The following is a 24,205-nucleotide window of genomic DNA, read 5'->3' as shown; positions in this document are numbered from 1 at the left end:
CCTCGACGTGACCATACAGATACAGCATCCGGTCTTTAGTCAGTTTGGCGCGATCGGCGCGAACTGACCAGGTGGCCACCGCATTCTCATCGAACAGCGTCATCACCGGCTGGGTGAACCAGCTCAGCTCGCCGGCGGTGTAATACTTCGCGTCTTCCGCCACCAGTTTGTAATTCAGCTTGCCGGCCGGGTTGTACACCACGGTGACCGTGTGCTGGCTCTGGTAGGTCGGATCCTGATCGTTGACCGGGCCAGGGGCCGTTTCGTCGCTGAAGTCCGTCATGTTCCAGCCGATCAGCGCCAGAACGATCACCGTCAACAGGATGGTGATCCACAGTTTGGTTTTACTCATATCGACAGCCCTTTGGCGTCCTCCAGCTTATTTTGAGCCAAAAGAATGATGTCGCACAGTTCGCGCACCGCGCCGCGGCCGCCGGCAATGCGGGTGACGTAGTGGGCGCGCGGCGTCAACAGCGGATGTGCGTCCGCCACCGCGACCGCCAGGCCGACCTGCGCCATCACCGGCCAGTCGATCAGGTCATCGCCGATATAGGCGACCTGATCTGCCGTTAACGACAGTTTATCCAACAGTTCGCGGAAGGCCAAAAGCTTATCGGATTGCCCCTGATACAGATGGGTGATACCGAGCGTCTGCGCGCGGTCTTCCAGCAGCTTGGCGGAGCGGCCGGTGATGATCGCCACTTCGATGTCCGAGGTTTTCAAGCAGCGGATGCCGTAACCGTCGCGCACGTTGAACGCCTTCAGTTCTTCACCGTTGTTGCCCATGAAGATCAGGCCGTCCGACAGCACGCCGTCAACGTCGCAAATCAACAGGCGGATGTTCCCGGCACGCGCCATAACCTCTTGTTCTACCGGCCCGTAGCAGGTTTCTACCATACCCATTCCGTTCTATTCCTTAATTAAACGACGCCGGCGCGCAGCATGTCATGCATATGTACCACACCCAGCAACTGGTCGCCATCGGCAACCAGCAGCGCGGTGATGTGGCGTTGTTGCATCAGGTTCAATGCATCGACCGCCAGGATATTGGGGCGCACCCGCACACCGCCCGGCGTCATGACGTCGGCGATCTTCGCCTCGTGCAGGTTGATGCCCATGTCGAACACCCGGCGCAGGTCGCCATCGGTGAAGATGCCGGCGATTTTCATCAGATCGTCGCAAATCACCGTCAGGCCCAGATTTTTTCGGGTAATTTCCAGCAGCGCGTCGCGCAACGAAGCGTCGGCGCTGACGTGGGGCATTTCGTCGCCGCTGTGCATGATATCGCTAACTCGCAGCAGCAGTTTGCGGCCGAGTGCGCCACCCGGATGCGACAGCGCGAAATCTTCCGGCGTGAAACCACGCGCTTTCAGCAGCGCGACGGCCAGCGCATCGCCCATCACCAGCGTGGCGGTGGTGCTGGTGGTCGGCGCCAGCCCCAGCGGGCAGGCTTCCTGCGGCACCTTGATGCACAGGTGGATATCCGCCGCTTTGCCCATCGAGCTTTCCGGATTGTTAGTCATACAGATGAGGGTGATCTGCTGGCGTTTCAATACCGGGATCAGCGCCAGGATCTCGCTGGATTCGCCGGAGTTGGAGATGGCGAGCACGATGTCCTGCGGGGTGACCATGCCCAAATCGCCATGGCTGGCCTCCGCCGGGTGAACGAAGAATGAGGGGGTGCCGGTGCTGGCGAAGGTCGCGGCGATCTTGCAGCCGATATGGCCGGATTTGCCCATGCCCATCACCACCACTTTGCCGCCACAGGCAGCGATCGTTTCGCAGGCGCGGGTGAAGTCTGCGTTGATGTAGCTGTCGAGCTGAGCCAGCCCTTCACGCTCTATCTGAAGCACTTCTTTGCCGGCCTGCTGAAAATCGAAGCCCGGTTGCAACTCAATGTTCGACATACTCATTCCCGTCGGTTTAGCCGAAAGTACTGAAAGGGTTAAAGAACAGCACCGCAAGATACGCAATAAAGCCGCATAATAACAGCGCGCCCGCCAGGTGGTCGATGCGGTGTTTGCGGCCGATGCACAGCACGCTCAGCAGCACGCTGGCCGCCAGCATCACCCAGTAATCGCGCTGGAAGGCGGCGGCGTCCACGCTACCCGGCGACAGCAGGGCGGGGACGCCCAGCACGATCACCGTGTTGAAAATATTGGAGCCGATGATATTACCAATCGCCATATCATCCTCGCCCTTCAGCGCCCCGGCGATGGAGGTGGCCAGTTCGGGCAGGCTGGTGCCGATGGCGATAATGGTCAACCCGACCACCAGTTCGCTCAGGCCGAAATAGTGCGCAATCACCGTCGCGTTATCGACCACCATCCTGGAAGAGAGCGGCAGAATGATAAACGCCAACACCAGCCACAGCACCGCCACGGTGTTGCTGCTGTCCTGCGGCAGCTCGGCGATCTGTTCCATGGTCAGGCTGTCGCTGCCCTCGCGCTGCGCCAGCCGGGCGATTTTCAGCATCAGCAGGATGAAGCCGGCGGCGGCGGCCAGCAGCAGCACGCCGTCCAGCCTGCTCAGGGTGCCGTCCATCAACACGAAACCGCACAATACTGTGACCGCTAACATCAGCGGCAGTTCGCGCCGCAGTATCTCGGAGCGCGCGGCCAGCGGGTGGATCAGCGCCGCCACGCCCAGGATCAATAAAATGTTGGTAATGTTGGAACCTAATACGTTGCCAACGGCCATATCTATCTGCCCGTTCAGCGCGGCGGTGGTGGACACGATCAGCTCCGGCAGCGAAGTGCCGATGCCGACAATGGTCATGCCGATGATCAACGGCGGGACGCCGAGCGAGCGGGAAATCACGGCAGCACCATAAACTAAGCGGTCTGCACCATACACCAGTAGAAATAAACCAACGATTAATAATGCTATCGCGAGAAACATGCAGGGTCCTTTGTCGGGTATTATCCCGGTTCGTTGGTTAAAGCCGTCAATGCGGCGGTATTGCTTGCCCTCCGTTGCGCGCGTTAGAGCTACAGCAACGGTTTTTCCCGGCTAATAGTTGAACAGTTTCGTTTTTTTTCGTTATGGCGCCAATTTTGACCGGGTGGCGCGGAAAAGTAAAACCAATGGCACCATTGGTCGCGAAATGGCAGTAAGTTTTTGTAAAGATGAGACGGATTGCGCCCATTGCTTTAACATCACGGGTAGATTCAGCAACAGATAAGTCGTAAAGGGGTCCATTAACATGCTCCATAAGGCAGATAATTTGGTCGAAGTGCGCGACATGAGCTTCTCGCGCGGCGACCGGCGGATATTTGAAGACATCAACCTGACGGTGCCCCGAGGCAAGGTCACGGCAATCATGGGGCCATCGGGCATCGGCAAAACCACGCTGCTGCGCCTGATTGGCGGCCAGCTGACGCCGGACAGCGGGGAGATTTGGTTCGACGGCGACAACATTCCCGCGTTGTCCCGCCGTCAGTTATACGACGCGCGCAAAAAGATGAGCATGCTGTTCCAGTCGGGCGCGCTGTTCACTGATTTGACCGTATTCGAAAACGTGGCCTACCCGCTGCGCGAGCACAGCAACCTGCCTGAACCCCTGCTGCGCAGCACGGTGCTGATGAAGCTGGAGGCGGTAGGGCTGCGCGGCGCGGCCCAGCTGATGCCCAATGAGCTTTCCGGCGGCATGGCGCGCCGGGCGGCGTTGGCGCGCGCGATCGCGCTGGACCCTGAGATGATCATGTTCGATGAACCCTTCGTCGGCCAGGATCCGATCACCATGGGGGTGCTGGTCAAGCTGATCGACGAGTTGAACCATGCGCTGGGCATTACCTGCATCGTGGTGTCGCACGACGTGCCGGAGGTGTTGAGCATCGCCGACTACGCTTACATCGTGGCCGATCACCGGGTGATCGCCGAAGGCACCACGCAGCAATTGCAGAACAATCCTGATGCGCGCGTGCGCCAGTTCCTGGATGGTATAGCGGATGGGCCGGTGCCGTTCCGCTATCCGGCCGGGGATTATCAGACCGAACTGCTAGGCTTAGGGAGTAAATAAGCTCATGTTATTAAGAGCGTTAGCGTCCTTGGGGCGCAGTGGCATCAACACCAGCGCCAGCTTCGGCCGCGCCGGGTTGATGCTGTTCAACGCGTTGATTGGCCGGCCGGAACCCGGCAAGCAGTGGCCGCTGTTGTTGAAACAGCTCTACAGCGTCGGCGTACAGTCGCTGCTGATCATCATGGTCTCCGGGCTGTTCATCGGCATGGTGCTGGGCCTGCAGGGCTATATCGTGCTCACCACCTACAGCGCCGAGGCCAGCCTCGGCATGATGGTGGCGCTGTCGCTGCTGCGCGAACTGGGGCCGGTGGTGACGGCGCTGCTGTTCGCCGGCCGCGCCGGTTCCGCGCTCACGGCAGAAATCGGCCTGATGAAGGCGACGGAGCAGATCTCCAGCCTGGAAATGATGGCGGTCGATCCGCTGCGGCGCATCGTGGCGCCGCGTTTCTGGGCGGGGCTGATCAGCATGCCGCTGTTGACCATCATTTTCGTGGCGATCGGCATCTGGGGCGGCTCGGTGGTCGGCGTGGATTGGAAGGGCATCGACAGCGGCTTCTTCTGGTCGGCGATGCAGGGCGCCGTGGAGTGGAAAAAAGATCTGCTCAACTGCCTGATCAAAAGCGTGGTATTCGCCATTACCGTAGCCTGGATTGCCATTTTCAACGGGTACGACGCCGTGCCTACCTCTGAAGGGATTAGCCGGGCGACGACGCGTACCGTGGTGCATTCGTCACTGGCGGTGTTGGGATTGGATTTCGTGCTGACAGCACTGATGTTTGGGAATTGATTCGATGCAAACGAAGAAGAGTGAAATCTGGGTTGGGGCATTTATGCTGATCGCGCTGTGCGCCATCGTGTTTATCTGCCTGCAGGTGGCGAACCTTAAATCGATCGGCAGCGAGCCGACCTACCGCATTTACGCGACGTTCGACAATATCGGCGGCCTGAAACCGCGTTCGCCGGTGAAGATCGGTGGCGTGGTGATCGGCCGCGTGGCGGACATCGAGCTCGATCCGAAAACCTACACGCCGCGCGTGGCGCTGGATATCCAGAAAAAGTACGACCAAATCCCGGATACCAGCTCGCTGGCGATCCGCACCTCCGGCCTGCTGGGCGAGCAATATCTGGCGCTTAACGTGGGCTTCGAAGATCCTGACATGGGCACCACCATTCTGAAAGACGGCGGCACCATCCAGGACACCAAATCAGCCATGGTTCTGGAAGATCTGATCGGCCAGTTCCTGTATAAAAGCGGCGGTCAGGACAGCGCCAAATCGGGAGACGCGGCCGCTGAGTCGGCTGCCGGCGCCGCACCGCAACCCGTTGTTCCAAATCATTAAGAGAGGATACCTGCATGTTTAAACGTTTACTGATGGTGGCTCTGCTGGTGGTTGCACCGCTGGCGAGCGCAGCCGACCAAACCAATCCTTACAGCATGATGCAAGACGCGGCGCAGAAGACCTTCAGCCGTTTGAAGAACGAACAGCCGAAGATCAAGCAGGACCCGAATTACCTGCGCTCCATCGTGCATCAGGAACTGATGCCGTTCGTGCAGGTGAAATACGCCGGCGCGCTGGTGCTGGGCCGTTACTACAAAGACGCGACGCCTGCGCAGCGCGAAGCCTACTTCACCGCCTTCCAGGCTTACCTGGAGCAGGCTTACGGCCAGGCGCTGGCGATGTACCACGGCCAGACTTACCAGATCGCGCCTGAACAGCCGCTGGGCAATGCCGACATCGTGGCCATTCGCGTCACCATCATCGACAACGGCGGCCGCCCGCCGGTACGTCTGGATTTCCAATGGCGCAAGAACAGCAAAACCGGCTATTGGCAGGCGTATGACATGATCGCCGAAGGCGTCAGCATGATCACCACCAAGCAGAACGAGTGGGCATCCACGCTGCGTACTCAGGGCATCGATGGCCTGACCAAACAGCTGCAGGCCGCTGCCGCGCAGCCTATTACGCTGGACAAGAAAAACTGATGTCGGCAGCGCTCAGCTTCGAATCACAGCAGCAGACGCTGATCCTGCGCGGTGAACTGGACCGGGAAACGCTGCAGCCGCTGTGGCGGCAGCGCGACGCGCTGATGGCGGGTAAAACCGCGATCGACGTAGCGCAACTGGAGCGCGTGGACTCCGCCGGGCTGGCGCTGTTGCTGCATCTGCAGGAAGAGCAGCGCGAGCGCGGCGTAGCGCTAAAAATTTTCGGCGCCACCGAGCGCCTGAAAACGCTGATCGCGCTCTACAACCTGCAGGCGATAATACCTGTCGATACCGCCGTTTAGCGGCGTTTTACGCCGCGCTTGCGTGGTAAAACGATACAAAGCCCCTGTTATGCAGGGGCTTTTTCTTTAGTTTAAGAAAACATCGTATTCCACTAAGATACTAGGCTGTTTATGATCCTTTAGCGGCAGAACTGGATACTATGGAAACCAACGAGATTAAAGACGTGCTGATGCAGGCATTGGCACTGGATGAAGTACATGTGACGGGCGACGGCAGCCATTTTCAGGCGATCGTGGTCGGTGAACTGTTCGCCGGTATGAGCCGCGTCAAAAAACAGCAGACGGTTTACGCACCGCTGATGGAATACATTGCGGACAACCGCATTCATGCCTTGTCTATCAAGGCGTACACCCCTGAAGAGTGGCAGCGAGACCGCAAACTCAACGGATTTTAAGGCTGTTTGCCCTGCCGGGCGGGCAGCTTCAGATTAGATAACAGAGAGTAGTCAGATGGATAAATTTCGTGTGCAGGGTCGGACTCGCCTGAGCGGTGAAGTGTCTATTTCCGGGGCCAAAAACGCCGCCCTGCCGATCCTGTTCGCCGCCCTGTTGGCGGAAGAGCCGGTTGAGCTGCAGAATGTCCCTAAGCTGAAGGACATCGACACCACCATTAAACTACTCAACCAGTTGGGTACCAAGATTGAGCGCAACGGTTCGGTCTTCGTGGACGCCAGCGGGGTGAACGAGTTCTGTGCCCCTTACGATCTGGTGAAAACCATGCGCGCATCCATCTGGGCGCTGGGGCCACTGGTGGCGCGCTTTGGTCGCGGCCAGGTTTCCCTGCCGGGCGGCTGCGCGATCGGTGCGCGTCCGGTCGATCTGCACATCACCGGCCTGGAGCAGTTGGGTGCCGAGATCAAGCTGGAAGAAGGTTACGTCAAGGCGTCCGTCGAGGGCCGCCTGAAGGGCGCGCACATCGTCATGGACAAGGTGAGCGTGGGCGCGACCGTGACCATCATGAGCGCCGCGACCCTGGCGACCGGCACCACCGTTATCGAGAACGCCGCGCGTGAGCCGGAAATTGTCGATACCGCCAACTTCCTCAACACGCTGGGCGCGAAGATCAGCGGCGCCGGCAGCGACAAAATCACCATCGAAGGCGTCGAGCGTCTGGACGGCGGCGTGTACCGCGTGCTGCCTGACCGCATCGAGACCGGCACCTTCCTGATCGCCGCCGCAGTTTCCGGTGGCAAAGTGATGTGCCGCAACACCCGTCCGGACACGCTGGATGCGGTGCTGGCCAAGCTGCGCGAAGCCGGGGCCGATATCGAAGTGGGTGAAGACTGGATCAGCCTGGACATGCACGGCAAACGCCCGAAAGCGGTCACCGTGCGCACCGCGCCGCACCCGGGCTTCCCGACCGACATGCAGGCCCAGTTCAGCCTGCTGAACCTGGTGGCGGAAGGCACCGGTGTCATCACCGAGACCATCTTCGAAAACCGCTTCATGCACGTGCCGGAACTGATCCGCATGGGCGCGCACGCGGAAATCGAGAGCAACACCGTGATTTGCCACGGCGTTGAGCAGCTGTCCGGCGCTCAGGTAATGGCGACCGATCTGCGCGCTTCCGCCAGCCTGGTGATCGCCGGCTGCATCGCCGACGGCGTGACCGTCGTCGATCGCATCTACCACATCGATCGCGGCTATGAGCGTATTGAAGACAAGCTGCGCGCGCTGGGTGCGAACATCGAGCGCGTGAAAGGCGAGTAAGTGATTAGCGCCGGCGCGGCTGCGTCGGCAGGATGAAAATCAAGGGCCGGCTATCAATGCCGGCCCTTTTTTTAATTGCTGTCTTCCGGGAATTCACCCACCGTCATTTTCAACGTAATGCGTTTGCCGTCGCGCAGCACGATAACCGGTATCTCGGTGCCCGGCCTGATCTCCGCGACCTGATCCATGGTCTCCAGCACGGACACCGCCGGTTTGTTATCCACGTTGATGATGATGTCGTTGATCTGGAAACCGGCGCTGCTCGCCGGGCCGTTCGGCGTAATTTCGGTCACGATGATGCCCTGCAGGCGATCGATGCCGGAATTGGAGGAGCGCAGCGGAATGATCTCCTTACCCTGAATGCCGAAATAGCCACGGATCACGCGGCCGTCGCGGATCAGCTTATCCATGATTTTGGTGGCCAGTTCGATCGGAATGGCGAAGCCGAGGCCCTCCGGCGTTTCGCCGTCGGTGATTTTGTCATAGGTCAGGGTGTTGATGCCGATCAGCTCGCCCAGCGAGTTGACCAGCGCACCGCCGGAGTTGCCGCGGTTGATTGAGGCGTCGGTCTGCAGGAAAGTCTGTCGGCCGGTGGTGCTCATACTGATGCGCCCGGTGGCGCTGAGGATGCCCTGAGTGACGGTCTGCCCCAGGTTATACGGGTTGCCGATCGCCAGCACCACGTCGCCGACGTGGGCAACGCGGTTTTTGTTGGTCGGGATCACCGGCAGGTTGCCGGGGTCGATCTTCAGTACCGCCAAATCGGTCAGGCCGTCGGAGCCGACCAGCAGCGCTTCGTAGCGGCGGCCGTCCTGCAACACCACGGTGATCTGCTGGGCGTCTTTGATCACGTGGCGGTTGGTGATGATGTAGCCGCGTTCATTCATGATCACGCCGGAACCGAGCGACAGCACGTTGGCGGCGCCGTTCAGGTTGCGGTTGTAGATGTTGACCACGGCGGGCGCGGCGCGGCGCACCGCCTTGTTGTAGCTCACCGGTGTTTCGTCGCTGGTATTCTCGGTTTTCTCTGCAAACAGGCCGTTGGAAGAGCGCAGCATGGGCAGGGCAGCCAACAGCAGGCCGGCAACGATGAGACCGATAACGACAGAACGCAAGAGCTTAGCAAACATGGAGTTTTCGTGGTGTGGTGAACGATGTTCGGAGGATAGCATGAGTTAACCGGGCGCAGTATGTCACCGAGCCCGGTTTTTGCACAAATTAACGCAGCAGCAGATAAATGGTTTCGGTACCGCGCACGATATTGAGCGCCATCACCGGTGGCTTGGCTTCCAGCACCTTGCGCAGCACGGTGATGCTGTCCACGCGCTGGCGGTTGACGCCGATGATCACGTCGCCTTTTTGCAGGCCGATTTGCGCCGCCGTCGAGCCTTTATCCACGTTCTCTACCTTCACGCCCTTGTCGCCGCTCGGCAGCGCACCGTTGCTGAGGGAAACCCCCTGCAGCGCCGGCGACAGCGTTTCGGCATTGGTCGAGGCGCTCTCGCTGTTGTCCAGCGTGACCGAAACTTCCTGCGGTTTGCCGTCGCGCAGCAGGCCCACCTTGAGGGTTTTGCCCGGCGCGGTGGTGCCGACTTTGGCGCGCAGTTCGGCGAAGCTGCTCACCGGTTTACCGTCGACGGAGACCAGGATATCCCCGGCCTTGATGCCCGCCTTGGCGGCGGCGGATTTCGGCAGCACTTCGCTGACGAAGGCGCCGCGCTGCGCGTCGGTGTTGAAGGCTTTGGCCATATCCGGGGTCATTTCGCTGCCCTTGATGCCTAGCAGGCCGCGTTTCACTTCGCCGAATTCAATCAGCTGCTGGCTCAGGTTCTGCGCCATATTGCTCGGAATGGCGAAGCCGATGCCGACGTTGCCGCCGCTCGGCGCCAGAATGGCGGTATTGATGCCGATCAGCTCGCCGTTCAGGTTAACCAGCGCGCCGCCGGAGTTGCCACGGTTGATGGAGGCGTCGGTCTGAATGAAGTTTTCCAGCCCTTCCAGATTCAGGCCGGAGCGGCCCAGCGCCGAGATAATGCCGGAAGTGGCGGTTTGGCCCAGGCCAAACGGGTTGCCGACCGCGACGGCAAAGTCGCCGACGCGCAGCTGATCGGAGTCGGCCATCTTGATGGCGGTCAGGTTTTTGGTGTCGCTGAGCTGCAGCAGGGCGATGTCGGATTGCTCATCGCGGCCGACCAGCTTGGCGTCCAGCTCGCGACCGTCGTTCAACTGTACGCGGATTTTATCGGCGTTGTTGATGACGTGGTTGTTGGTCAGCACATAGCCTTTGGCGGCGTCGATGATCACGCCGGAACCCAGCCCTTCAAACGGACGGGAGCTTTGCTGCTGGCCGGGGAAGTTAGGGCCGAAGAAGCGTCTGAACTCTTCCGGCAGTTGTTGACGCTGCACCTGAGTGCCGGCGACATGCACGCTCACTACGGCGGGCAAGACTTTTTCCAGCATCGGCGCCAGGCTCGGCAGCGGCTGCCCCTGAACGGCGACGGGCAGGGCCGCGTTGGCCACCGGTACGGAGCTGAGCGTCAGGCCGAGGCTCATTGCCAATGCACTAAGAATTAACGACTTTTTCTTCATTGATTATAACTCTCTCAATACCTGCCGATGAAAATTTGATGATAAGGCAATCACCTTGTCATAGTGAAGGGTAAGACCGTGAATTTGCGTGCAAAGTTCAGTAAAGGTAATGCGAGGGAAGGTCAAGACGGTAAACGGAGGAAGCCCGCGGGTGGCCCCGCGGGCGAAGGGGGTCAGTCGCGGCGCGCGCTTTGCCCGCGCAGCAGGCCGGAGGCGCCTTCCGAATAGTCGCGCGGCATTTCCACCGGCGCTTGATCGTTGTCTGCTTCCGCTTCGGTCAGGCGATAGCGGAACGGATTTTCCTGCATCGGCAGATCCGGCAGCAGGTTGTTCGAGCTTTTCGCCATGTGCTGATACAGCTGACGATAATCGCGCGCCATGTTGTCCAGCAGCTCGGCGCTACGGGCAAAGTGGCCAACCAGCTCCTGACGGTACTCTTCCAGCTCGGTTTTGCTCTTGTCCAACTCGTTCTGCAGGACTTGTTGTTGACGTAATTTACGGTTGCCAAAACGCATCGCCACCGCACCAATCACGATACCGACGACCAAACCAATCAGCGCATACTCCCAGGTCATGATGACTCCTATTTTGACTTCGTTGTTCCGCAGGGATTTTTCACTTAATAATATCCACTATAACCGTTAACCTTGTCCGAGTGGAATCCTGATGCGCTTCCACCTAATTTTTACAGGGTTTTCAGCGGCGCCCGCAGCGGACATTTGTGGCGATAACGGTGCGAATCAGCATCAACTTGCCGCCAACGTTGGCTAAATAATTTCTAAGCGTTCTTAGGGAACATCGAACAGATGCAGGCACTATCACCGTTATCTCGCTACCAGCAGGCGCTGGATGCGGGGGAATATCAGGCCGATGAGGTTCAACGCCGGGCCGTCACTCAACTGGATCGCATTTATCAGGCTCTGTTGCAAAAGCCGGCGGCGAGCGCGCCTGCCGGCGGGCTGCGCGGTAAGCTCAGCCGCTTGCTGGGCAAGGGCGGCGACACGGCGCCGCAGCGCCCGGTGCAGGGGCTGTATATGTGGGGCGGCGTCGGGCGCGGCAAAACCTGGTTGATGGATATGTTCTTCCACAGTTTTCCGGGCGATCGCAAAATGCGTCTGCACTTTCATCGCTTCATGCTGCGGGTGCATGAAGAGCTGACCGAGCTGCAGGGGCGGGAAAACCCGCTGGAAATCGTCGCCGACGGCTTTAAGGCCGAGACCGACGTGCTGTGCTTCGACGAATTCTTCGTGTCCGACATCACCGACGCCATGCTGCTGGCCACGCTGCTGCAGGCGCTGTTCGCGCGCGGCATTACGCTGGTGGCCACGTCGAACATCCCGCCGGACGATCTGTACCGCAACGGTCTGCAGCGGGCGCGTTTCCTGCCGGCCATCGATCTGATCAACGAGTACTGCGACGTGATGAACGTCGACGCGGGCATCGACTATCGTCTGCGTACCCTGACCCAGGCTCACCTTTACCTGACGCCGCTGAGCGACCAGACGCGCGAGACGCTGGATCGGATGTTCGTCAAGCTGGCGGGCAAGGCGGGAGAGGACGCGCCGGTGCTGCAGATCAACCATCGGCCGCTGCAGGCTATCCGTTCGGTGGACGGCGTGCTGGCGGTGGATTTCCACACGCTGTGCGAAGAAGCGCGCAGCCAACTGGACTACATCGCGCTGTCGCGGCTGTATCACAGCGTGATCCTGTATAATGTGCAGGTGATGGGGCCGCTGAAAGAGAATACCGCGCGCCGTTTCCTGGCGTTGGTGGACGAATTCTACGAGCGGCACATCAAGCTGGTGATCGGCGCCGAAGCGTCGATGTTCGAGATCTATCAGGGGGTGCAGCTGAAATTTGAATTCCAGCGCTGCCTGTCGCGCCTGCAGGAAATGCAGAGCGAAGAGTACCTCAAGCTGCCGCATTTGCCCTGAGCCTGCCGGGCTTGCCGCCGCCGTATCGCCGGTTGTCCGCCGCCGGCGATAAATTTATTTTCCATTCAAAAACCGTTCGATCTTTGTGAGCGACTTCTCTATAATCTTGCGACCCCACGTTACAACAAAGTTTTTTTTCCCAAAAACTTTATAGTGCCGGCAATGGCTATTCGAAGGGGTAGGTTTGCTGGACTTGTATGGTCGTGTGAGCCTCAACTGTTTTCGAGCGTTTGGGTGTTCACCAACGTGTAACTAATTATTGGGTAAGCTTTCTAATGAAAACTTTTACAGCTAAACCAGAAACCGTAAAACGCGACTGGTACGTTGTTGATGCAGATGGTAAAACTTTAGGCCGTCTCGCTACTGAACTGGCTCGTCGCCTGCGCGGCAAGCATAAAGCGGAATACACCCCGCACGTGGATACCGGTGATTACATCATCGTTCTGAACGCTGACAAAGTTGCTGTAACCGGCAACAAGCGTACAGACAAAGTGTACTACCACCACACCGGCCACATCGGTGGTATCAAGCAAGCGACCTTTGAAGAGATGATTGCCCGCCGTCCTGAGCGCGTGATTGAAATCGCGGTTAAAGGCATGCTGCCAAAGGGCCCGCTGGGCCGTGCTATGTTCCGTAAACTGAAAGTTTACGCGGGCACCGAGCACAATCACGCGGCACAGCAACCGCAAGTTCTGGACATTTAATCGGGATTAATGGCAATGGCTGAAAATCAATACTACGGCACTGGTCGCCGCAAAAGCTCCGCCGCTCGCGTCTTCATCAAGCCGGGCAACGGTAACATCGTTATCAACCAGCGCAGCCTGGAACAGTACTTCGGTCGCGAAACTGCCCGCATGGTAGTTCGTCAGCCGCTGGAACTGGTCGACATGGTTGGCAAACTGGATCTGTACATCACCGTTAAAGGTGGTGGTATCTCCGGTCAAGCTGGCGCCATCCGTCACGGTATCACCCGTGCACTGATGGAGTACGATGAGACTCTGCGTTCTGAACTGCGTAAAGCTGGCTTCGTCACCCGTGACGCTCGTCAGGTTGAACGTAAGAAAGTCGGTCTGCGTAAAGCACGTCGTCGTCCGCAGTTCTCCAAGCGTTAATTTCCGCTGCTTCGGCAGTGCGATTTACGCAAAAAACCCGGTGCTTCACCGGGTTTTTTTATGCCTGAAATCCGCCGCCCCCGACTAAAATCTGTGGCATATCAGACAATTCAACATGAATTCGCCGCACCGTCCCCACAAAACAAGCAAAATCTGGTAAACTATCACCCACTTTTGCGCCTGTTCGCCGTGCAGTTGACCTCCTGGGCCGGTTTTTCATGGGCTCGGGTCGCGCTGCGTGCTGCCGGCCTGCGGCAAGATTATTCAGGATAGCAGCCTGTCAGTTGGCTATTCGCAGTATTTTCTAGATAACTTGGAGGTTTTCATGGCTGTCGCTGCCAACAAACGTTCGGTAATGACGCTGTTCTCTGGCCCGACCGACATTTTTAGCCATCAAGTACGTATCGTACTGGCGGAGAAAGGTGTCAGCGTCGAGATCGAGCAGGTCGAAATGGATAACCTGCCGCAAGATCTGATTGACCTCAACCCTTACCAGACGGTGCCTACGCTGGTCGATCGCGAACTGACCCTGTATGAATCCCGCATCATCATGGAATACCTGGATGAGCGCTTCCCGCACCCGCCGCTGATGCCGGTTTACCCGGTTGCCCGTGGCGAGAGCCGTCTGATGATGCTGCGCATCGAGAAGAACTGGTACTCGCTGATGGACAAGATCGAGAAGAGCAGCGGTCAGGAAGCGGAATCCGCCCGTCGTCAGCTGCGTGAAGAGCTGTTGGCGATCGCGCCGATCTTCGGTCAGGCGCCGTATTTCATGAGCGAAGAGTTCAGCCTGGTGGATTGCTACCTGGCGCCGCTGTTGTGGCGTCTGCCGCAGCTGGGCATTGAATTGAGCGGTGCCGGCTCCAAAGAGCTGAAAGGCTACATGACCCGCGTCTTCGAACGCGACGCTTTCCTGGCTTCCCTGACCGAAGCCGAGCGTGAAATGCGCCTGCAAACCCGGGGCTAAGCGCGATGGACATGTCTCAGATGACGCCGCGTCGCCCGTATCTGCTGCGGGCGTTCTATGACTGGCTGCTGGATAACCAGCTGACGCCGCACCTGGTGGTCGACGTGACTCGCCCGGACGTGCAGGTGCCGATGGAGTTCGCGCGTGACGGCCAGATCGTGCTGAATATCGCGCCGCGCGCGGTAGGCAACCTGGCGTTGGGCAACGAAGACGTGCAGTTCAACGCGCGCTTCGGCGGCGTGCCGCGTCAGGTTTCGGTGCCGATGGCCGCCGTGCTGGCGATCTATGCGCGTGAAAACGGCGCTGGCACGATGTTCGAACCGGAAGCCGCCTACGACGAGAGCGAAGGCGTGTTCGAAGGCCTGGACAATGAGACGATCCCTTCGGAAACCCTGATGTCGGTGATCGACGGCGATCGCCCGGATACCGCGGAAGACAACGGCCCGGACGACGAGCCGCCGCAGCCGCCGCGCGGTGGCCGCCCGGCGCTGCGCGTGGTGAAGTAATCCCGCGCGAACAAACGAAAAAGCACCCTATGGGGTGCTTTTTTTTGCCCGGCAGAAACGGATCAGCCTTTCAAGGCGGCAATGCAGGCATCGCGCGGCGCGCTGAGATCGCCTACGCGCACGGTGGACAAGGCACGGGCCGCGCGCTCACGGAAGCTGGTGATGGCGGTGTCGCCTTGCACTTCCGGCGGCGCGGTGCAGATGTCATTGAGCGGGAGATCGTTGCCTTTGTTGAGCGCCTGCAATACCGCCGCCGGGTTGTAGATCAGGGCCGCGGAGAGGGCAGATTTAATGCCGGCGGTAAATCCGGCATTGCCGCCGCCGGCCAGCTTGGGCGCCAGGGCAATCCAGCTGTCGTCCCCCAACCGGATACTGTTTTCCACGGCGCTGAACTGCCCGGCCTTGCCCAACTGTGCCACGACCGGCCGCGCGCCGCGCGCTTCGATATTGTAACCGACCTCCTGCGAATCCAGCGCCATGGCTGAAGCGCTGAAACTGACGGCCAGCAGTGCGCCGGCCAACAGGGAAATGGAGCATTTCATGTTCGCTATCCTTATCTCGGTGTCAGGCGCAGCCGCGCCCCGCAATGGTGCTAACTCAATACTATAGCGCGTTGAAGCGGTGAGGTGAGGGGAGGTTGTTACAAAGCGTGGCAGGCTAAAAACAGAGGCCCGGCAATGTGCCGGGCCTCTGGCGGTACGGAAGGTTTACACTTCCAGGTAGTTCATGATGCCGTCTGCCGCCTTGCGGCCTTCGGCGATCGCCGTCACCACCAGGTCGGAACCGCGCACCGCATCGCCGCCGGCGAAGATTTTCGGGTTGCTGGTCTGGAACGCGTTGTCGCTGCCTTCCGGCGCCAGGATGCGGCCCTGTTTATCGAGCTGCACGTCGTGCGCCGCCAGCCAGTCCATACGGTGTGGGCGGAAGCCGAACGCCATCACCACCGCGTCGGCGTCGATCACGTGTTCGGAACCCGGCACCTGTTCCGCCGCCTGACGGCCGTTGGCATCCGGTGCGCCCAGCTGGGTGCGTACCATCTTTACCCCGGCCACGCGGCCGGCGCTGTTCAGCTCGATGCTCAGCGGCTGCAGGTTAAACTGGAAATCTACCCCTTCTTCCCGGGCGTTCTTCACTTCGCGCTTGGAACCCGGCATGTTGGCTTCGTCGCGGCGGTAGGCGCAGGTGACCTGCGTCGCGCCCTGGCGCACCGAGGTACGCACGCAGTCCATGGCGGTATCGCCGCCGCCCAGCACCACCACGCGCTTGCCTTCCATGCTGACGTAAGGCTCGTGCTGCTCGGTTTCATAGCCCATCAGCTGCTTGGTGTTGGCGATCAGGAACGGCAGCGCGTCGTACACGCCCTGCGCTTCCTCGTTCTCCAGGCCGCCGCGCATCGACTGATAGGTGCCGACGCCGAGGAATACTGCATCGTACTCGCTCAGCAAGGTCTCCATGCTGATGTCTTTGCCCACTTCGGTGTTCAGCTGGAACTCGATGCCCATCTCGCTGAAGATGCCGCGGCGTTTGACCATCACTTCCTTTTCCAGCTTGAAGGCCGGGATGCCGAAGGTCAGCAGGCCGCCGATCTCCGGATGACGGTCATATACCACCGCCTTGACGCCGTTGCGGGTCAATACGTCGGCGCAGGCCAGCCCGGCAGGGCCGGCACCGACAATCGCCACGCGCTTGCCGGTCGGCTGCACGTGCGACATGTCCGGCTTCCAGCCCATTTCGATGGCTTTATCGCTGATGTAGCGTTCGATATTGCCGATGGTGACCGCGCCGAACTCGTCGTTCAGGGTGCAGGAGCCTTCGCACAGGCGATCCTGCGGGCACACGCGGCCGCACACTTCCGGCAGGCTGTTGGTCTGATGCGCCAGGTCCGCCGCTTCCATGATGCGGCCTTCGTTGGCCAGCTTCAGCCAGTTCGGGATGTAGTTGTGCACCGGGCACTTCCACTCGCAATACGGGTTGCCGCAGGACAGACAGCGGTCCGCCTGGGCCTTGGCCTGGGTTTCCGAAAACGGTTCGTAGATCTCGACGAACTCGATTTTGCGGATCTTCAGCGGTTTCTTTGGCGGATCAACACGCTGCAGGTCGATAAATTGGTAAACGTTCTGGCTCATTAATGACCTACCTCTTACTGCGCCTGCACCCGCAGCTCGGCTGCGGAACGGCTACGGTGACCCAACAGCGCTTTGACATCGCTGGACTTCGGTTTGACCAGGGCGAACTTCGGCGCCCACTCCGGCCAGTTGGCCAGGATCTCTTCCGCGCGGGAAGAGCCGGTCGCCTGCACGTGTTCGGTGATCAGGCCGCGCAGGTGCTCCTCATGGATCGCCAGCTGATCGACATCCAGCACTTCCACCAGCTCCGGGTTCACGCGCTTGCGGAACTCGCCGTCTTCGTCCAGCACGTAGGCGAAGCCGCCGGTCATGCCCGCACCGAAGTTGATGCCGGTTTTACCCAACACGCAGACGATGCCGCCGGTCATGTATTCGCAGCCGTTGTCGCCGATGCCTTCCACCACGGTGATGGCGCCGGAGTTGCGCACCGCGAAGCGTTCGCCCGCGCGGCCGGCGGCGAACAGCTTGCCGCCGGTGGCGCCGTACAGGCAGGTGTTGCCAACGATGCTGGCTTCATGGCTACGGAAGGCGGAGCCGATCGGTGGACGCACCGCGATGCTGCCGCCGGCCATGCCTTTGCCGACATAGTCGTTGGCGTCGCCGGTCAGGGTCAGCTCGACGCCGCCGGCGTTCCAGACGCCGAAGCTCTGCCCGGCGGTGCCGGAGAAGTGCGCCTTGATCGGATCGGCCGCCATGCCCTGATCGCCGTGCACGTCGGCGATAGCGCCGGACAGCATGGCGCCCACGGAGCGGTCGGTGTTGCGAATGTCGAAGTAGAAGGTTTTACCCTGCTTCGCTTCGATATGCGGTTGCGCCTGCGCCAGCAGTTCTTTGTTCAGCAGGCCCTTGTCGAACGCCGGGTTGCTGCTTTCGGTGCAGTACACCGCTTTACCCGGATGCGGCGTGGCGGTTTTCAGCAGCGGCGACAGATCCAGCTTGTTCTGCTTGGCAGAGATGCCGTCCAGCTCGGTCAGGAACTCGGTGCGGCCGATCAGATCCACCAGTTGGCTCACGCCCAGTTGCGCCATGATCTCGCGGGTTTCACGCGCGATAAACTGGAAGTAATTCGTCACGCGTTCCGGCAGGCCGTGGTAGTGATCGCGGCGCAGCTTGTCGTCCTGAGTCGCGACGCCGGTCGCGCAGTTGTTGAGGTGGCAGATGCGCAGGTATTTACAACCCAGCGCCACCATCGGCCCGGTGCCGAAGCCGAAGCTTTCCGCACCCAGGATCGCCGCCTTGACGATGTCCACGCCGGTTTTCAGGCCGCCGTCCACCTGCAGGCGGATCTTGTGGCGCAGGCCGTTGGCCACCAGCGCCTGCTGGGTTTCCACCAGGCCCAGCTCCCAAGGACAGCCGGCGTATTTCACCGAGGACAGCGGGCTGGCGCCGGTGCCGCCGTCGTAACCGGCGATGGTGATGAGATCGGCATAGGCTTTTGCCACGCCGGTGGCGATGGTGCCGACGCCCGGTTCGGACACCAGTTTCACCGAGATCACCGCCTTCGGGTTGACCTGCTTCAGGTCGAAGATCAGCTGCGCCAGATCTTCGATCGAGTAGATGTCGTGGTGCGGCGGCGGGGAGATCAGGGTCACGCCCGGCACCGAGTAACGCAGTCTGGCGATGTACGGAGTGACCTTGTCGCCCGGCAGCTGGCCGCCTTCGCCCGGCTTGGCGCCCTGCGCCACCTTAATCTGGATCACGTCGGCGTTCACCAGGTAGGCCGGCGTCACGCCGAAGCGGCCGGAGGCTACCTGTTTGATGCGCGACACCTTGTTGGTGCGGTAGCGCGCCGGATCTTCGCCGCCTTCGCCGGAGTTGGAGAAGCCGCCGAGGCCGTTCATGGCGATCGCCAGCGACTCGTGCGCTTCCGGGCTCAGTGCGCCGATCGACATCGCCGCGGTGTCGAAGCGTTTGAACAGCGACTCCGCCGGTTCAACCTGATCGACCGGGATCGGTTCGCCTTTCGGCGTGATGGCCAGCAGATCGCGCAGCATGGCGACCGGCCGCTCGTTCACCAGCTTGGCGTAGGCCTGATAGTCACTGTATTCCCCGCTGTGCACCGCTTTTTGCAGCGAGTTCACCACGTCAGGGTTGTAGGCGTGGTATTCGCCGCCGTGCACGAACTTCAGCAGGCCGCCTTGCTCCAGCGGCTTGCGTTTCAGCCAGGCGCGCTTGGAGAGGTTCTGCAGATCCTGCTGGAAATCGCTGAAGCTGGCGCCGCCGATGCGGCTGACCACGCCCTGGAAGCACAGATCCGCCAGATCGCGGTGCAGGCCGACCGCTTCGAACAGCTTGGAGCAGCGGTAAGAGGCGATGGTCGAGATGCCCATTTTGGACATGATCTTGTACAGGCCTTTGTTGATGCCGTTGCGGTAGTTCAGCATCACATCGCGGTATTTCTTGTCGATCGCCTGGCTGTCCACCAGCTTGGCCAGGGTTTCATAGGCCAGGTACGGGTAGATGGCGGTCGCGCCGAAGCCGAGCAGCACGGCGAAGTGGTGCGGATCGCGGGCGCTGGCGGTTTCAACGATCAGGTTGGCGTCACAGCGCAGGCTTTTCTCCACCAGGCGGGTTTGCACGGCGCCAACGGCCATCGGGGCCGGTACCGGCAGGCGGCCGGGGGCGATGGCGCGGTCGGACAGCACCAACAGCACCGCACCTTCGCGCACCTTGCGCTCCGCTTCGTCGCACAGGGCGCGAATGGTCTGCTCCAGATCCTGCTGCTGCGGGTCGAAGGTCAGATCGAGGGTCTCGGCGCGATAGTATTCGCCTTCCAGCGTGGTGAGCTGTTTGAAATCGGAGTACAGCAGGATCGGCGATTTGAAGCTCAGGCGGTGCGCCTGGCCTTCGGCTTCGCAGAACACGTTCATTTCACGGCCGATGCTGGTGGCCAGCGACATGACGTGCGCTTCGCGCAGCGGATCGATCGGCGGGTTGGTGACCTGCGCGAACTGCTGGCGGAAATAGTCGTAAACGATGCGCGGCCGGCTGGAGAGCACGGCGAACGGGGTATCGTCGCCCATCGAACCGGTGGCTTCCTGGCCAATCTCGCCCAGCACGCGGATCACCTGATCCAGCTCTTCGCTGCTGTAGCCGAACTGTTTCTGGTAGGTTTCGAGCTGCGCGTCGTCGAGCTCGCGGTTGCCGACCTGATCGTCCGGCAGATCTTCGAACGGCACCAGACGTTTGACGTTTTTCTCCATCCACTCTTTATACGGATGGCGGCTTTTCAGATCGTTGTCAGTTTCCGCCGAGTGCAGGATGCGGCCGCTGCGGGTGTCGATCACCATCAGCTCGCCGGGGCCGACGCGGCCTTTTTCCACCACTTCGTCCGGCTGGTAATCCCAGATGCCGACTTCGGAGGCGCAGGTGATCAGCTTGTCTTTGGTGATCACATAGCGCGCCGGGCGCAGGCCGTTGCGATCGAGGTTACAGGCGGCGTAGCGGCCGTCGGACATCACGATGCCGGCCGGGCCGTCCCACGGCTCCATGTGCATCGAGTTGAAGTCGAAGAAGGCGCGCAGATCGCCGTCCATGTCCGGGTTATTCTGCCAGGCTGGCGGCACCAGCAGACGCATGGCGCGGATGAGATCCATCCCGCCCGCCAGCAGCAGCTCCAGCATGTTGTCCAGCGAGCTGGAATCGGAGCCGGTTTCGTTGACGAACGGCGCGGCGGCCTGCAGATCCGGGATCAGCGGCGTTTGGAATTTGTAGGTACGGGCACGCGCCCATTGGCGGTTGCCGGTGATGGTGTTGATTTCGCCGTTGTGCGCCAGGTAGCGGAACGGCTGCGCCAGCGGCCAGCGCGGCACGGTGTTGGTGGAGAAGCGCTGGTGGAACAGGCAAATGGCCGATTCCAGGCGCAGATCCGCCAGATCGAGATAGAAGCGCGGCAGATCCGCAGGCATGCACAGGCCTTTATAGATCGTCACCAGGTTGGAGAAGCTGCAGACGTAGAAGCTGTCGTCCTGCACGCGTTTCTCGATGCGGCGGCGCGCCACGAACAGGCGGCGCTCCATATCGCGCGGGCGCCAGCCGGCCGGGGCGTTAACGAAGATTTGCTCGATGCGCGGCAGGGAGGAGAGGGCGATTTCACCCAGCACGTCCGGGTTGGTCGGCACTTCACGCCAGCCGACGATCGACAGCGTTTCGTTTTGCAGCTCTTCTTCCACGATGCGGCGGCTGAGGCGCGCTTCCTCTTCATTCTGGCTGAGGAACATCATGCCGACGGCGTAGTTCTTGGCCAAACGCCAGCCGCGTTCTTCCGCCACCATGCGGAAGAAGCGATCGGGTTTTTGCAGCAACAGGCCGCAGCCGTCACCGGTCTTGCCGTCGGCCAGGATCGCGCCGCGGTGCTGCATGCGGGCCAGCGCGTGAATGGCGGTGCGAACCACCTTGTGGCTAGGTTCGCCTTCTATGTGGGCGATCAGGCCGAAACCACAGTTGTCCCTCTCTTGGGATTTATCGTACAACATATCAGTGAACCTCCCCAGGCTCTGCGTGACTCTCACAACCTACTGCGAGGGGGCTTCCCAATTTCAGGCAGAAGTCCAATCAGCAAGTTAACCCCGCCAATCTGCTTTTCCGCCCTCCATCAATGGCCTCTCGTGACGGTCTCACAAGTGGTATAGGACTTGTTTTAAGAGGGAGTCTTCAATTACTGCATAAATATGACGAGACGTTTGCCCGTCCAGAAAGCTTCCAGCGGACTTCCAACTTAGCGAGAAAGAATTCGCAGGTCAAATGTGGGCTTAAGATAGATTCTTATCGAATTGATGATGTTTATTTATTTGAAAAATAAGTATTTTAATGCGTTTTTGCACTATCGTGGGGCAACGGCGATCCCCACAGAAGTGTGAGCTGTCTCACTATAGTGCAACCCCTTAATCTCTGCACCATGCTAGTGCGGGGGTTAATGGCAGAATTTTATTCTATAAGATATTTCTTTGTTGATGTTTGTCACTGTTTTTCACCGCATTGTCATATTGCCGTTAACGGTTGCGCGACGATTAGAATAATTCATCAGAATTATAGTGAATTTATTTGCGTTTATGATGAATAGTTATGCCTGCTGGCGCCTTGCGGGGAAAGCGTTGATCTCTGTCATCGCGGGAAAAGCCGTTTCTTATTAGCATCGCGGCTTTGAACACAGAGAATCACCAAGATTATGCAGTTGCCGCAATTAGTCAATATGTTTGGCGCAGATCTCCAGCGCCGCTATGGCGAAAAGATCCATAAACTCACGCTGCACGGCGGATTCAGCTGCCCTAACCGCGACGGCACGTTGGGGCGCGGCGGCTGTACGTTTTGCAACGTCGCTTCGTTCGCCGATGAGGCGATGCAGCGGCAAAGTATCGCTGAACAGCTGGCGCAGCAGGCCGCGCGGGTCAACCGGGCGCGGCGCTATTTGGCCTATTTCCAGGCCTATACCAGCACCTATGCGGAGGTCGAACTGCTGGCGTCGATGTATCGGCAGGCGTTGGCGCAGAGCGAGATGGTCGGCCTGTGCGTCGGTACCCGGCCGGACTGCGTGCCGCCCGCCGCATTGGATCTGCTGACGGGGTATCGCGAGGAGGGTTATGAAGTGTGGCTGGAGCTGGGGCTGCAGACGGCGCACGATAAAACGCTCAAACGCATCAACCGCGGCCATGATTTCCGCTGCTATCAGCAGACCGCGCAACGGGCCCGGCAGCGCGGGCTGAAGGTGTGCTGCCATCTGATCGTCGGGCTGCCGGGAGAAAACCAGCGCGATCATCTGCTCACGCTGCAGCGGGTGGTGGCGTCCGGCGTGGATGGCATCAAGCTGCATCCGCTGCACGTCGTGACCGGCAGTACCCTGGCCCGCGCGTGGCGAGCCGGGCGTTTGCCCGACCTGGCGCTGGAGGACTACGCCGTCAGCGCCGGGGAGATGATCCGCCACACGCCTGGCGAGGTGGTGTATCACCGCCTGTCCGCCAGCGCCCGTCGGCCCACGCTGCTGGCGCCGCTGTGGTGCGAAAACCGCTGGAGCGGCATGCAGGCGGTGGGCGCTTATCTGCAGCAATACGGCGGGCAGGGCAGCGCGCTGGATGCCGCCCTGCGTTATTCAGCGACGTTATAACTGCAGGCTGGTGCGTACCTCCGCGCGGGCGCGCTGCAAATCGGCCTGCAGCTGCGGGTTCGCCAGCAGCCGTGCGGCGAGCGCCGTCGCCGCCAGCTTACCGCCTTCCAGATCGCTCGGGTAGTGCACGCCGGCAATCACCCGGCTTTGCGCATTGCTTGCCGCCCGTTCAAACAGCGCGCTGCGTTTTTCCGGCACCATCTGCGCCAGCAGGATCGCCGTCAGGTAGCTGTCCATCGCGTGTCCGCTAGGGTAAGAATCGCCTTCCGGCGGTGGCAGCAGCGGTTTCACGCGGCTGTCGGCCTCATAGGGGCGCGGGCGGCCATAGAAGGCCTTGGCGGGCATCAGGCTTTGTTCAAAGTCCTGATAGACACGGCGGAACAGGGCGGCGGTGAGCGGATGGCGATCGACGGTGAACGTCGGGCCGAAGATATCGCGAGCGAAGGGGAAGGCAGCGTCTTCCAGGTGGTCGTCTCGCTTGGCCTTGGCGATTTGTTCCGCCGTGCGGTTAGCCTGAATGGCCAGCACCGCCTGCAAATCCGCCCGATTCTGCGGCGTATCCGTTGAAGGCGGCGGCGGCAACAGTGTAGCGATTTGTCGTTGCTCCTCATTCAGATAGCCGGTCACGGCAGTGGCGGCCTTCAGGGGCAAAATAACGGTCAGAAACAGGACGAACAGGGTAGTGCGATAGATGGTTAACATGGTCAATCCTCACATCAGGGAAATGAGGAAGCCTGCCGGGCTGGCCACAACGCGGCTGCCGGTGAAAGTAAACCGCGGGATAACATCCTTTCCCTTACTTCAAGCCTCAGGGCTTCGCTATCCGTGTCTGCGAAAGCATGCGTCATGCACGG

24 protein-coding genes are annotated in these 24,205 nt (G+C 60.3%); 13 read left to right on the top strand and 11 right to left on the bottom strand.

The features are described 5' to 3' along the window. The 4 genes from lptC to HMPREF3138_RS17580 all read right to left on the bottom strand — a co-directional run. A partial coding sequence (lptC, locus tag HMPREF3138_RS27210; protein ID WP_246828734.1) for an LPS export ABC transporter periplasmic protein LptC occupies positions 1-352 on the bottom strand: 352 nt, incomplete at its 3' end. After that, complete coding sequence (gene kdsC, locus HMPREF3138_RS17590; protein ID WP_021505108.1) at positions 349-903, bottom strand: 3-deoxy-manno-octulosonate-8-phosphatase KdsC; 555 nt, start codon at positions 901-903, stop codon at positions 349-351. The genes kdsC and lptC, both read right to left, overlap by 4 nt. A gap of 17 nt (positions 904-920) precedes the next feature. Beyond that, positions 921-1,907, bottom strand: a complete 987-nt coding sequence (gene kdsD, locus HMPREF3138_RS17585; RefSeq protein ID WP_038879650.1) for an arabinose-5-phosphate isomerase KdsD — start codon at positions 1,905-1,907, stop codon at positions 921-923. A gap of 16 nt (positions 1,908-1,923) precedes the next feature. Beyond that, positions 1,924-2,901: a calcium/sodium antiporter gene (locus HMPREF3138_RS17580; RefSeq protein WP_038879649.1), complete on the bottom strand. Its 978-nt coding sequence runs from the start codon at positions 2,899-2,901 to the stop codon at positions 1,924-1,926. Positions 2,902-3,205: 304 nt separating this feature from the next. On the opposite strand from HMPREF3138_RS17580, the gene mlaF reads away from it, so the two are divergent. The 7 genes from mlaF to murA all read left to right on the top strand — a co-directional run bounded on the left by mlaF (position 3,206) and on the right by murA (position 8,017). Beyond that, entirely contained in the window at positions 3,206-4,021 is an 816-nt protein-coding gene (gene mlaF, locus HMPREF3138_RS17575; RefSeq protein ID WP_038879647.1) for a phospholipid ABC transporter ATP-binding protein MlaF, read from the top strand. Between the two features lie 4 nt (positions 4,022-4,025). Continuing rightward, a complete protein-coding gene (gene mlaE, locus HMPREF3138_RS17570; protein WP_038879645.1) occupies positions 4,026-4,808 on the top strand; it encodes a lipid asymmetry maintenance ABC transporter permease subunit MlaE in 783 nt (260 codons plus the stop codon). Between the two features lie 4 nt (positions 4,809-4,812). Beyond that, positions 4,813-5,361 carry an outer membrane lipid asymmetry maintenance protein MlaD gene (gene mlaD / locus HMPREF3138_RS17565; protein ID WP_038879642.1) on the top strand — a complete coding sequence of 183 codons (549 nt, stop codon included), beginning with the start codon at positions 4,813-4,815 and terminating at the stop codon, positions 5,359-5,361. Positions 5,362-5,375: 14 nt separating this feature from the next. Beyond that, positions 5,376-6,005, top strand: a complete 630-nt coding sequence (mlaC, locus tag HMPREF3138_RS17560) for a phospholipid-binding protein MlaC (RefSeq protein WP_038879639.1) — start codon at positions 5,376-5,378, stop codon at positions 6,003-6,005. Then, on the top strand, positions 6,005-6,307 hold the full coding sequence (gene mlaB / locus HMPREF3138_RS17555) for a lipid asymmetry maintenance protein MlaB (RefSeq protein WP_038879636.1): 303 nt from the start codon (positions 6,005-6,007) through the stop codon (positions 6,305-6,307). Before mlaC ends, mlaB begins: the two co-directional genes overlap by 1 nt. Positions 6,308-6,447: 140 nt before the next feature. Continuing rightward, a complete protein-coding gene (gene ibaG / locus HMPREF3138_RS17550) occupies positions 6,448-6,702 on the top strand; it encodes a BolA family iron metabolism protein IbaG (protein WP_004937066.1) in 255 nt (84 codons plus the stop codon). Between the two features lie 55 nt (positions 6,703-6,757). Beyond that, complete coding sequence (gene murA / locus HMPREF3138_RS17545) at positions 6,758-8,017, top strand: UDP-N-acetylglucosamine 1-carboxyvinyltransferase (RefSeq protein ID WP_038879631.1); 1,260 nt, start codon at positions 6,758-6,760, stop codon at positions 8,015-8,017. Positions 8,018-8,088: 71 nt separating this feature from the next. On the opposite strand, the gene degS is transcribed toward murA, so the two are convergent. The 3 genes from degS to zapG form a co-directional block, all read right to left on the bottom strand. Continuing rightward, positions 8,089-9,147, bottom strand: a complete 1,059-nt coding sequence (gene degS, locus HMPREF3138_RS17540; RefSeq protein ID WP_019453130.1) for an outer membrane-stress sensor serine endopeptidase DegS — start codon at positions 9,145-9,147, stop codon at positions 8,089-8,091. Positions 9,148-9,235: 88 nt separating this feature from the next. Then, positions 9,236-10,606, bottom strand: coding sequence for a serine endoprotease DegQ (gene degQ, locus HMPREF3138_RS17535; protein ID WP_038879628.1), 1,371 nt, complete (start codon positions 10,604-10,606; stop codon positions 9,236-9,238). Positions 10,607-10,779: 173 nt separating this feature from the next. After that, a complete protein-coding gene (gene zapG, locus HMPREF3138_RS17530; RefSeq protein WP_004937074.1) occupies positions 10,780-11,181 on the bottom strand; it encodes a Z-ring associated protein ZapG in 402 nt (133 codons plus the stop codon). Between the two features lie 231 nt (positions 11,182-11,412). Here zapG and zapE point away from each other — a divergent pair, with 231 nt between their 5' ends. From zapE to sspB, 5 genes are all read left to right on the top strand, one after another. Further along, a complete protein-coding gene (gene zapE / locus HMPREF3138_RS17525) occupies positions 11,413-12,540 on the top strand; it encodes a cell division protein ZapE (protein ID WP_038879625.1) in 1,128 nt (375 codons plus the stop codon). A 275-nt stretch (positions 12,541-12,815) separates the two neighbouring features. Then, on the top strand, positions 12,816-13,244 hold the full coding sequence (gene rplM / locus HMPREF3138_RS17520; RefSeq protein WP_004937079.1) for a 50S ribosomal protein L13: 429 nt from the start codon (positions 12,816-12,818) through the stop codon (positions 13,242-13,244). Positions 13,245-13,259: 15 nt separating this feature from the next. Then, positions 13,260-13,652 (top strand): 30S ribosomal protein S9, encoded by a 393-nt coding sequence (rpsI, locus tag HMPREF3138_RS17515; protein WP_004937080.1) that lies wholly within the window; start codon positions 13,260-13,262, stop codon positions 13,650-13,652. Between the two features lie 325 nt (positions 13,653-13,977). Further along, positions 13,978-14,619 (top strand): stringent starvation protein SspA, encoded by a 642-nt coding sequence (gene sspA / locus HMPREF3138_RS17510; protein WP_004937082.1) that lies wholly within the window; start codon positions 13,978-13,980, stop codon positions 14,617-14,619. 5 nt (positions 14,620-14,624) lie between these two features. After that, the gene (gene sspB / locus HMPREF3138_RS17505; RefSeq protein WP_004937084.1) at positions 14,625-15,125 is read left to right on the top strand and encodes a ClpXP protease specificity-enhancing factor; all 501 of its coding nucleotides are present in this window, start codon (positions 14,625-14,627) and stop codon (positions 15,123-15,125) included. Positions 15,126-15,187: 62 nt separating this feature from the next. On the opposite strand, the gene HMPREF3138_RS17500 is transcribed toward sspB, so the two are convergent. The 3 genes from HMPREF3138_RS17500 to gltB form a co-directional block, all read right to left on the bottom strand. Beyond that, positions 15,188-15,667, bottom strand: a complete 480-nt coding sequence (locus HMPREF3138_RS17500; protein WP_038879622.1) for a hypothetical protein — start codon at positions 15,665-15,667, stop codon at positions 15,188-15,190. Between the two features lie 165 nt (positions 15,668-15,832). Then, a complete protein-coding gene (locus tag HMPREF3138_RS17495) occupies positions 15,833-17,251 on the bottom strand; it encodes a glutamate synthase small subunit (RefSeq protein ID WP_038879621.1) in 1,419 nt (472 codons plus the stop codon). Between the two features lie 14 nt (positions 17,252-17,265). Beyond that, complete coding sequence (gltB, locus tag HMPREF3138_RS17490) at positions 17,266-21,726, bottom strand: glutamate synthase large subunit (protein ID WP_038879618.1); 4,461 nt, start codon at positions 21,724-21,726, stop codon at positions 17,266-17,268. Positions 21,727-22,418: 692 nt separating this feature from the next. On the opposite strand from gltB, the gene HMPREF3138_RS17485 reads away from it, so the two are divergent. Beyond that, positions 22,419-23,351 carry a tRNA modification radical SAM protein MnmL/YtqA gene (locus HMPREF3138_RS17485; protein WP_038879616.1) on the top strand — a complete coding sequence of 311 codons (933 nt, stop codon included), beginning with the start codon at positions 22,419-22,421 and terminating at the stop codon, positions 23,349-23,351. Here HMPREF3138_RS17485 and HMPREF3138_RS17480 read toward each other — a convergent pair. Then, a complete protein-coding gene (locus HMPREF3138_RS17480) occupies positions 23,346-24,053 on the bottom strand; it encodes an acid phosphatase (RefSeq protein WP_038879613.1) in 708 nt (235 codons plus the stop codon). The two genes, HMPREF3138_RS17485 and HMPREF3138_RS17480, sit on opposite strands and share 6 nt — an antisense overlap. Positions 24,054-24,205: the final 152 nt, after the last annotated feature.

The sequence above is a fragment of the Serratia sp. HMSC15F11 genome, from assembly GCF_001808215.1.
In the GTDB taxonomy this organism is placed as follows: Bacteria; Pseudomonadota; Gammaproteobacteria; order Enterobacterales; family Enterobacteriaceae; genus Serratia; species Serratia nevei.
This window is presented reverse-complemented; position numbering and strand designations above follow the sequence as displayed.

Excerpts from the sequence above, each read along its gene's own strand:
- HMPREF3138_RS17480 (WP_038879613.1), bottom strand. The coding sequence starts at position 24,053 with ATGTTAACCATCTATCGCACTACCCTGTTCGTCCTGTTTCTGACCGTT.
- HMPREF3138_RS17485 (WP_038879616.1), top strand. The coding sequence starts at position 22,419 with ATGCAGTTGCCGCAATTAGTCAATATGTTTGGCGCAGATCTCCAGCGC.
- degS (WP_019453130.1), bottom strand. The coding sequence starts at position 9,147 with ATGTTTGCTAAGCTCTTGCGTTCTGTCGTTATCGGTCTCATCGTTGCC.
- HMPREF3138_RS17495 (WP_038879621.1), bottom strand. The coding sequence starts at position 17,251 with ATGAGCCAGAACGTTTACCAATTTATCGACCTGCAGCGTGTTGATCCG.
- murA (WP_038879631.1), top strand. The coding sequence starts at position 6,758 with ATGGATAAATTTCGTGTGCAGGGTCGGACTCGCCTGAGCGGTGAAGTG.
- zapE (WP_038879625.1), top strand. The coding sequence starts at position 11,413 with ATGCAGGCACTATCACCGTTATCTCGCTACCAGCAGGCGCTGGATGCG.
- kdsD (WP_038879650.1), bottom strand. The coding sequence starts at position 1,907 with ATGTCGAACATTGAGTTGCAACCGGGCTTCGATTTTCAGCAGGCCGGC.
- ibaG (WP_004937066.1), top strand. The coding sequence starts at position 6,448 with ATGGAAACCAACGAGATTAAAGACGTGCTGATGCAGGCATTGGCACTG.
- rplM (WP_004937079.1), top strand. The coding sequence starts at position 12,816 with ATGAAAACTTTTACAGCTAAACCAGAAACCGTAAAACGCGACTGGTAC.
- zapG (WP_004937074.1), bottom strand. The coding sequence starts at position 11,181 with ATGACCTGGGAGTATGCGCTGATTGGTTTGGTCGTCGGTATCGTGATT.
- mlaF (WP_038879647.1), top strand. The coding sequence starts at position 3,206 with ATGCTCCATAAGGCAGATAATTTGGTCGAAGTGCGCGACATGAGCTTC.
- mlaE (WP_038879645.1), top strand. The coding sequence starts at position 4,026 with ATGTTATTAAGAGCGTTAGCGTCCTTGGGGCGCAGTGGCATCAACACC.
- gltB (WP_038879618.1), bottom strand. The coding sequence starts at position 21,726 with ATGTTGTACGATAAATCCCAAGAGAGGGACAACTGTGGTTTCGGCCTG.
- HMPREF3138_RS17580 (WP_038879649.1), bottom strand. The coding sequence starts at position 2,901 with ATGTTTCTCGCGATAGCATTATTAATCGTTGGTTTATTTCTACTGGTG.
- sspA (WP_004937082.1), top strand. The coding sequence starts at position 13,978 with ATGGCTGTCGCTGCCAACAAACGTTCGGTAATGACGCTGTTCTCTGGC.
- mlaB (WP_038879636.1), top strand. The coding sequence starts at position 6,005 with ATGTCGGCAGCGCTCAGCTTCGAATCACAGCAGCAGACGCTGATCCTG.
- sspB (WP_004937084.1), top strand. The coding sequence starts at position 14,625 with ATGGACATGTCTCAGATGACGCCGCGTCGCCCGTATCTGCTGCGGGCG.
- rpsI (WP_004937080.1), top strand. The coding sequence starts at position 13,260 with ATGGCTGAAAATCAATACTACGGCACTGGTCGCCGCAAAAGCTCCGCC.
- mlaC (WP_038879639.1), top strand. The coding sequence starts at position 5,376 with ATGTTTAAACGTTTACTGATGGTGGCTCTGCTGGTGGTTGCACCGCTG.
- mlaD (WP_038879642.1), top strand. The coding sequence starts at position 4,813 with ATGCAAACGAAGAAGAGTGAAATCTGGGTTGGGGCATTTATGCTGATC.
- degQ (WP_038879628.1), bottom strand. The coding sequence starts at position 10,606 with ATGAAGAAAAAGTCGTTAATTCTTAGTGCATTGGCAATGAGCCTCGGC.
- kdsC (WP_021505108.1), bottom strand. The coding sequence starts at position 903 with ATGGGTATGGTAGAAACCTGCTACGGGCCGGTAGAACAAGAGGTTATG.
- HMPREF3138_RS17500 (WP_038879622.1), bottom strand. The coding sequence starts at position 15,667 with ATGAAATGCTCCATTTCCCTGTTGGCCGGCGCACTGCTGGCCGTCAGT.